The following is a 6,994-nucleotide window of genomic DNA, read 5'->3' on the forward strand; positions in this document are numbered from 1 at the left end:
GCTTCGCCCTGCTGCTGGCGTGGATGTTCGCCCGCGGGGTGCCGTCGCTGCCGGCCGCCGGGATGGAGGCCCTGCCCGCGCAGCTCGTCGCACCGCTGGGCGACCGGGTCCGGCTCGGTCACCGCGTCGAGCGGGTGACGGGCACCTCGGCGGCCGCGGTCGGGCGCACCTGGAGCGCCCGGCAGGTCGTGGTGGCCACCGACGGGCCGCGCGCCCGGGAGCTCGCCGGAGCCGACGCGCCCGCCACGAAGGGCGTGGTCACCGCCTGGTGGTCCGCCCCCGAGGCTCCCGGGACCGACCTGCTGCACGTCGACGCCCGCCGCGAGCCGCGCGGGCCGCTGGTCAACGCCGCGGTCGTCTCCCGGGCGGCGCCCACCTACGCGCCCGCCGGTCGCCACCTCGTCCAAGGCTCGGCCCTGCTCGCTCCCGGCCGGGTGCCCGACGAGGCCGCGATGCGCCGCCACGCCGGCGATCTGCTCGGCGTCGACCCGACCAGCTGGGAGGTGGTCGCCCGGCACGAGGTCCCCGACGCGCTGCCCGCCCAGCCCGCGCCGTACTCCGCAACGCGCCCGGTGCGGGTCGGCGACCTCGTCGTCTGCGGCGACCACCGCGACACCGGGTCCATCCAGGGGGCGCTGGTCAGCGGCCAGCGGGCCGCGGACGCCGTCCTCGCAGCGCTGCGCGCCGGGGGATGATGGCGCGATGAGCGCGAGCAGGGACGTGGACCGGGTCGTGGTCGTCGGGGCCGGGCTGTCCGGGGTGGCGTGCGCGCGGGAGCTGCGTGCCGCCGGGGTGCCCGTGCGGGTGCTCGACCGTGGCCACCGGCCCGGGGGGCGGATGGCCTCGCGGCGGCTCTGGGACCGCCCGGTCGACCTCGGTGCGTCGTACCTCACGACCTCGGACGACGACTTCGCCGCCGTCGTCGAGGGATGGTGCCGGCGCGGGCTCGCGCGCCCGTGGACCGACACGTTCTGCGCGCTCGGGGACGGGAACCCCGTCGCCAAGAGCGGTCCGCTGCGCTGGGGGACGCCGGGTGGTCTGCGCTCGCTCGTCGAGGACCTGGCCGGCGACCTCGACGTGGAGCGGTACGACGTCGCGGCCGTCGACGAGCTCAACGCCCCCGCTGTCGTGCTGGCGATGCCCGACCCGCAGGCCCGGCGCCTCGTCGCCGAGGACCACCCGGTCGCCGTCCACCTGGACCGGGAGTTCGAGCCGGTGCTCGCGCTGGCCGCGACCTGGCCGGCGCGCACCTGGGACGGCCTGAGCCCCACGGGTCGCTTCGACGGCGCCTTCGTCAACGGCGACCCGGTCGTGGCGTGGGTCGCCGACGACGGGCGACGTCGCGGCGACGACGCCCCGGTGCTGGTGGCGCACTCCACCCCCGACTTCGCGAGCAGGCACCTGGAGGACCCGGCGGCCGCCGGCCCGGAGCTGGTGCGCGCGCTGCGTGCGGCCCTGTCGCTGCCCGAGCCGGTCGACACGCACGTGCACCGCTGGACCTTCGCCCGGCCGGTGGGGGAGCGGACCCCCACGCACGCGCTGGTGGACGGGCCGACGGGCCCCGTCGGCGTGTGCGGCGACGGGTGGGGCGCCTCGCCCAAGGTGGAGACGGCGTGGCTGTCCGGGCGCGACCTCGGCCGGGCGCTGGCGGAGCGGCTGTCGTGAGCGAGAAGGTCTGGTTCGCCAGCTCGAGCGGGCCGCGGCTCGCCGGCCTCCTCGACCACCCGGAGGGCCCCGCTCGCGGCTGGGGCGTCTTCTCCCACGGCTTCACCCTGGGCAAGGACTGCCCGGCCGCCAGCCGCATGTGCAAGCAGCTCGCCGCCGAGGGCATCGGGATGCTGCGCTTCGACAACCTGGGGCTCGGCCACTCCGAGGGCGACTGGGGCGACGGCTCCTTCTCGCACAAGATCGCCGACACCGTCCAGGCCGTGCGGTTCATGAACGCGTCGGGGCGCGACGTACGCCTGCTCGTCGGCCACTCGTTCGGCGGTGCCGCCGTCATCGCCGCGGCCCACGAGGTCGACGGTGTGCGGGCCGTGGCGAGCGTCGGGGCGCCGTACGAACCGGCCCACGTCGAGCACACCTACGACGCCCTCATCGAGCGGATCCTCGAGGAGGGTGAGGCGCCGTTCCCCGTCGGCGGCAAGGCGCTCACCCTGCGCCGCCACTTCATCGAGGACGTACGCCGCGCCGACCTCCGCGAGCAGATCCGGACGTTGCGCCGGGCGCTGCTCGTCATGCACTCGCCGACCGACAACACGGTCGGCATCGCCAACGCCAGCGAGATCTTCCGCGCCGCGCGGCACCCGCGCAGCTTCGTGTCGCTCGAGGGTGCCGACCACCTGCTCACCGGCCGCAACCAGGCCAAGCGGGCGGCCCGCATCATCAGTGCCTGGTGCGATCCCTACCTCGCCGACCACGAGGGACGCTGACGACCGACGACCGCTGAGGGCGGTGGGGCTACCGTGGTCAGATGYGCCGCGACCACCGCGTCGAGTCCCTCACGGATGTCCCGTGGCCGACGAGCGAGCAGCTGCGACGACGACAGCGGCGCTACTTCCTGCTCATGGGCGTGTGCCTCACCCTGATCCTGCTGGCGTGGACGTGGGTGCGCTTCTGGTCGACCCCGTTGGCGGTCGCGATGTCGGCGGTGGCCGCGGTGATCCCACCGATCGCCGCCTTCGTCGGCAACAACGGGTTCCGCGGCGGCTGACGAGCGGTCCTCCGCGACCCCTTGCCCGGGGGACCGCGCCGGGACGACGATGAGGCGCACAGGAGGCAGCATGAAGACTCGTCCCGCCCCGTCGGACGGCACCCACCCCGATCGCACCGACTCCTCGCGCTACAAGGGCTCGGGCCATCTGAGGTCGGTCGTCTACGAGGCCGAGATGGAGCGCCTCCAGGAACAGCTGGTGCTGCTGCAGTACTGGATCCAGTCGCAGGAGCTCAAGGTGCTCGTCATCTTCGAGGGACGTGGATCCGCCGGCAAGGGCGGCGTGATCAAGCGCATCACCGAGCGCACCAGCCCGCGCACCGTGCGCATCGTGGCGCTGCCGAAGCCGACGGACCGCGAGCGGACCCAGTGGTACTTCCAGCGGTACGTCGAGCACCTGCCGGCCAAGGGGGAGATGGTGCTCTTCGACCGCAGCTGGTACAACCGCTCGAACGTCGAGTGGGTGATGGAGTTCTGCACCGAGGACGAGCACCAGGAGTTCCTGCGCAGCTGCCCGGAGTTCGAGCGGATGCTCGTCCGGTCCGGGATCGTCGTGCTGAAGTACTGGTTCTCCGTGGGGGTCGAGGAGCAGCGCAAGCGGTTCGAGGCACGCAACGCGGAGCCGCTGAAGCGGTGGAAGCTCTCCGACATGGACCTCGCCGAGCGCGAGCTCTACGTCCGCTACTCGATGGCCAAGGACACGACGTTCCGCTACACCGACATCAAGCAGGCGCCCTGGTACGTCGTCCCGTCCGACGACAAGCGGGCCGCCCGGCTCAACTGCATCAGCCACCTGCTCGCGCAGTTCGACTACGAGGACGTCGCGCCGCCGCCCGTCCAGCTCCCCGAGGTCCGCGACATCCCGTACGTCCGTCCGCCGGTGCAGGAGCAGACCTTCGTGCCGACGCTCTTCTAGTCGCCGGCAGGTCGACGACAAGGGACGTCATACGTCCTGGCCGCTATGACTGCCGGTTCGTATGACGTCCCGCCCGGGTACGCCGAGCGGGGGCCGACCTTCGGCTCGTGCCGCGAGTCCGTCCGGCACCGGCACGCTCCGCGAGCGGGCATGCTGCTTGCGCCGAGAATGGCGTCGGGGTGGTGCACGCGGACCTCTTGCTCGATCCGTTGGGCCCCACGGCGTTCACCGGTGACGGCGTCCACCTCGATGGCAGCGGCTGTCCACAGCACGGGCCTTGCTGCCGAGCTCAATGTCGGTGGCTGCTGCTTGAGTGGAGACATGGACCTGACCACCGACCTCCACGAGCTGACCGAGGCCGACCTCCTCGATCACGCCGAGGCGGTGTCGCGCCGCCAGCGCGAGTGCGAGGTCCAGGTGCTGCGCATCGCGGTGCAGCACGCCATCATCAACAACCCGCAGCGTCTCGATCCCGATCTGACGCGCCTGCCCGGCCGTGAGCGGGCCAAGCGGTTCGGTGGGGTGGGGACACCGGACGTCGCGGAGTTCTGCTGCGCCGCGCTGGGCGCGAGGCTCGCGGTCACGTCCTGGTCCGCCTTCGCGTTGATGGCGGACGCGCTCGACCTGGTGATCCGCCTGCCGCAGCTGTGGCGACGCGTCGAGGCGCTCGAGGTCCGCGCGTCGTACGCCCGCTTCGTCGCGCGGCGCACCCGCGACCTCACGATCGAGCAGGCCGCATACGTCGACTCGCGGGTCGTCGAGGCCGCCGACGGGCGCATCCCGTGGTCGCGCTTCGAGGACCTCGTCATCGGTGCCGTCGCGGCCAGTGATCCCGAGGCGGCCGCCGCCCGCGAAGAGGAGCAGGCCCGACGGCAGTGTGCCAACGCCACCCGCTCCACGGAGGAGGGGATGCGTGGCTTCTACGTCCGGGCGCCGCTCCACGTCATCGCCCGGCTCGACGCGATCGTGGCCCATCTCGCACGCGTCCTGGGGGGCCTGGGTGACACCGACCCCGAGGACCATCGCCGGGTCAAGGCCGTCCTCGTCCTCACGGATCCGCGGCGCGCGGTCGAGCTGCTGACGGCGTACGCCGCGTGGCGCGACCGCCCGGCCGATCCCGCTGACCCGGCCGATCCCACTGAGGAGCGCGAGCACGCGCGCACGGGGGAGCGCCCGGTGGTCGACTGGGACGCCCTCATGCCCAGCGTGGTCCTGATGCTTCACCTCTACGCCGGCGACGAGGAGACCGGCGTCGCCCGCGTCGAGGGCCACGGCCCCGTCACCGAAGCCTGGCTGAGGACGCACCTCGGGCCGCACGCCACGTTCACGATCAAGCCCGTCCTCGACGTCGCCGCGCAGGCCCCCGTCGACGCCTACGAGATCCCGGACCGACATAGGCAGGCCGTGCATCTCATGACGCCGGCCGGCACCTTCCCCTGGGGGTCCAGCACCTCCCGCACCCAGCAGATCGACCACACCGTGGCCTTCCGGCACGGCCCGGACCGACCCGCGGGGCAGTCGAGGGTGGGCAACTATGGCCCGATGAGCCAGCACCACCACCGGATCAAGACGCACGGTGCGTGGCAGGTGCAGCAACCCTTCCCGGGGGTCTACGTGTGGCGCGACCCGCACGGAGCGATGTACCTCGTGGACCACACCGGCACGCGTCGGCTCGGCACCAGCCCGACGTCGGCCAGCCCCGCTGAGCTGCGGGTCAGCCGGGAGCTGCTCGGACTGGCGGCCTGACCTGCCTGCCGCGGACCGGACGACTCAGATCATGGCGGTTCCTCCGGGGACTATCGTCGAGGTGTGACGACGATGGTGCGGCGGCTGCAGGATGCGATGAACGCGCACGACGCCGGACGCATGTCGGCGCTCTTCGCCCAGGACTACCGCAGCGACCAGCCGGTGCACCCGGGACGACACTTCACCGGGAGTGCCCAGGTGCTCATGAACTGGTCGGCGGTCTTCGAGGGCGTGCCCGACTTCGGGTGCGAGCTGATCGCCTCGTGCGTCCAGGACGGCACCGAGTGGGGCGAGTGGGGCTGGGAGGGGCATCACGCCGACGGCTCGCCCTTCGCCATGCGCGGGGTCACTGTCTTCCTCGTGCGCGACGACCACATCGCGGAGGGGCGCCTGTACATGGAGCCCGTGGAGGCCGACGGCCACGACATCACAGCGGCCGTGCGCGACCTGTCCCGACCCCCGGTGCGGTAGACGACACGCTCCGCCCGCCCGGACTCAGGTGCCGCAGAAGGTCCGATAGCGCCCGAAGGTGTCGGGCGCCGGGGCGGCGTACCGCTCGAGACCGGGCCTCGCGTCGAAGGGCGAGGTCACTGCCGCGAGGAGTCGTTCGAACGGCTCCAGGTCGTCCTGCAGTGCGGCTGCCAGGGCCTCCTCGACGAGGTGGTTGCGCGGGATGTAGACCGGATTGACGCGGTCCATGGCGTCCGGGTCCGGTCCGGTCGCCCGCCACCGGGCGCTCCAGTCGTCGAAGTCCCGCACGTCCAGGACCAGCCCACGGGCGGCGTCGGCGTCTCCCCGGAGGGAGGCGGCCAGCGCCCGGTAGAGCGTCGTGTGGTCGACGCGGCTGCGCTCGGCCAGGCCGAGGAGCTCGTCGACGAGCAGCACGGCCACCGAGTCGTCCAGCCCGGCCGGCAGGCCCAGCTTGGTGCGCATGCGGGCCGACCAGGCCGACGAGTACTGGGGGCGGAACGCGCCGAGCGACTCGACCGCGAGGGCCACCGCCCGGTCCTGGTCGTCGTCGAGGAGGGGGAGGAGCGCCTCGGCGAGCCGGGCCAGGTTCCACTCGGCGACGACGGGCTGGTTGCCGTACGCGTAGCGGCCGCCCTCGTCGATCGAGCTGTAGACCGTGGCCGGGTCGAACGCGTCGAGGAAGGCGCACGGCCCGTAGTCGATGGTCTCGCCCGAGATCGTCATGTTGTCGGTGTTCATCACCCCGTGGACGAAGCCGACCGTCATCCACGACGCCACCAGCGACGCCTGGGCGGACACCACGGCGTCGAACAGGGCGAGGTGGGGGTGCGCGGCCTCGGCGGCCTGCGGGTGGTGGCGCGCGATCGCGTGGTCGGCGAGGCGGCGCAGCAGCGCGACGTCACCGGTGGCGGCCGCGTACTGGAAGCTCCCGACCCGCAGGTGGCTGCTCGCGACCCTCGCGAGCACGGCGCCCGGCAGCAGCTCCTCGCGGCGCACCTGGCGCCCGGTGGCCACGACCGCCAACGCACGCGTGGTCGGGATGCCGAGGGCGTGCATGGCCTCGCTGACGACGTACTCCCTCAGCATCGGACCCACCGCGGCGAGACCGTCGCCGCCCCGGGCGAACGGCGTGCGCCCCGACCCCTTGA

General features: G+C 73.2%; 8 protein-coding genes. 7 read left to right on the top strand and 1 reads right to left on the bottom strand.

Annotated features, from left to right (window positions below):
* The 7 genes from ACXJKL_RS10730 to ACXJKL_RS10760 all read left to right on the top strand — a co-directional run.
* Window positions 1-695: FAD-dependent oxidoreductase (locus tag ACXJKL_RS10730; protein ID WP_457207040.1), on the top strand; the 695-nt coding region annotated here is incomplete at its 5' end.
* Between the two features lie 7 nt (window positions 696-702).
* A complete protein-coding gene (locus ACXJKL_RS10735; RefSeq protein ID WP_457207041.1) occupies window positions 703-1,665 on the top strand; it encodes an NAD(P)/FAD-dependent oxidoreductase in 963 nt (320 codons plus the stop codon).
* Window positions 1,662-2,432 carry an alpha/beta hydrolase family protein gene (locus ACXJKL_RS10740; RefSeq protein ID WP_457207042.1) on the top strand — a complete coding sequence of 257 codons (771 nt, stop codon included), beginning with the start codon at window positions 1,662-1,664 and terminating at the stop codon, window positions 2,430-2,432. The genes ACXJKL_RS10735 and ACXJKL_RS10740 overlap by 4 nt, the downstream gene beginning before the upstream one ends.
* 41 nt (window positions 2,433-2,473) lie before the next feature.
* Window positions 2,474-2,713: a DUF3099 domain-containing protein gene (locus ACXJKL_RS10745; RefSeq protein ID WP_457207043.1), complete on the top strand. Its 240-nt coding sequence runs from the start codon at window positions 2,474-2,476 to the stop codon at window positions 2,711-2,713.
* 70 nt (window positions 2,714-2,783) lie between these two features.
* The gene (gene ppk2, locus ACXJKL_RS10750; RefSeq protein ID WP_457207044.1) at window positions 2,784-3,629 is read left to right on the top strand and encodes a polyphosphate kinase 2; all 846 of its coding nucleotides are present in this window, start codon (window positions 2,784-2,786) and stop codon (window positions 3,627-3,629) included.
* 321 nt (window positions 3,630-3,950) lie between these two features.
* Window positions 3,951-5,375, top strand: coding sequence for a DUF222 domain-containing protein (locus tag ACXJKL_RS10755; protein WP_457207045.1), 1,425 nt, complete (start codon window positions 3,951-3,953; stop codon window positions 5,373-5,375).
* A 72-nt stretch (window positions 5,376-5,447) separates the two neighbouring features.
* The gene (locus ACXJKL_RS10760) at window positions 5,448-5,846 is read left to right on the top strand and encodes a nuclear transport factor 2 family protein (protein ID WP_457207047.1); all 399 of its coding nucleotides are present in this window, start codon (window positions 5,448-5,450) and stop codon (window positions 5,844-5,846) included.
* Between the two features lie 24 nt (window positions 5,847-5,870).
* Here ACXJKL_RS10760 and ACXJKL_RS10765 read toward each other — a convergent pair.
* Window positions 5,871-6,994, bottom strand: a 1,124-nt coding sequence (locus ACXJKL_RS10765) for a protein adenylyltransferase SelO (RefSeq protein WP_457207046.1), incomplete at its 5' end; no start/stop codon positions are given.

The organism is Nocardioides sp. P5_C9_2, assembly GCF_054049555.1.

Bases quoted from the DNA above. Each gene is read 5' to 3' on its own strand.
- ACXJKL_RS10735 (WP_457207041.1), top strand. From the start codon at position 703: ATGAGCGCGAGCAGGGACGTGGACCGGGTCGTGGTCGTCGGGGCCGGG.
- ppk2 (WP_457207044.1), top strand. From the start codon at position 2,784: ATGAAGACTCGTCCCGCCCCGTCGGACGGCACCCACCCCGATCGCACC.
- ACXJKL_RS10755 (WP_457207045.1), top strand. From the start codon at position 3,951: ATGGACCTGACCACCGACCTCCACGAGCTGACCGAGGCCGACCTCCTC.
- ACXJKL_RS10760 (WP_457207047.1), top strand. From the start codon at position 5,448: ATGGTGCGGCGGCTGCAGGATGCGATGAACGCGCACGACGCCGGACGC.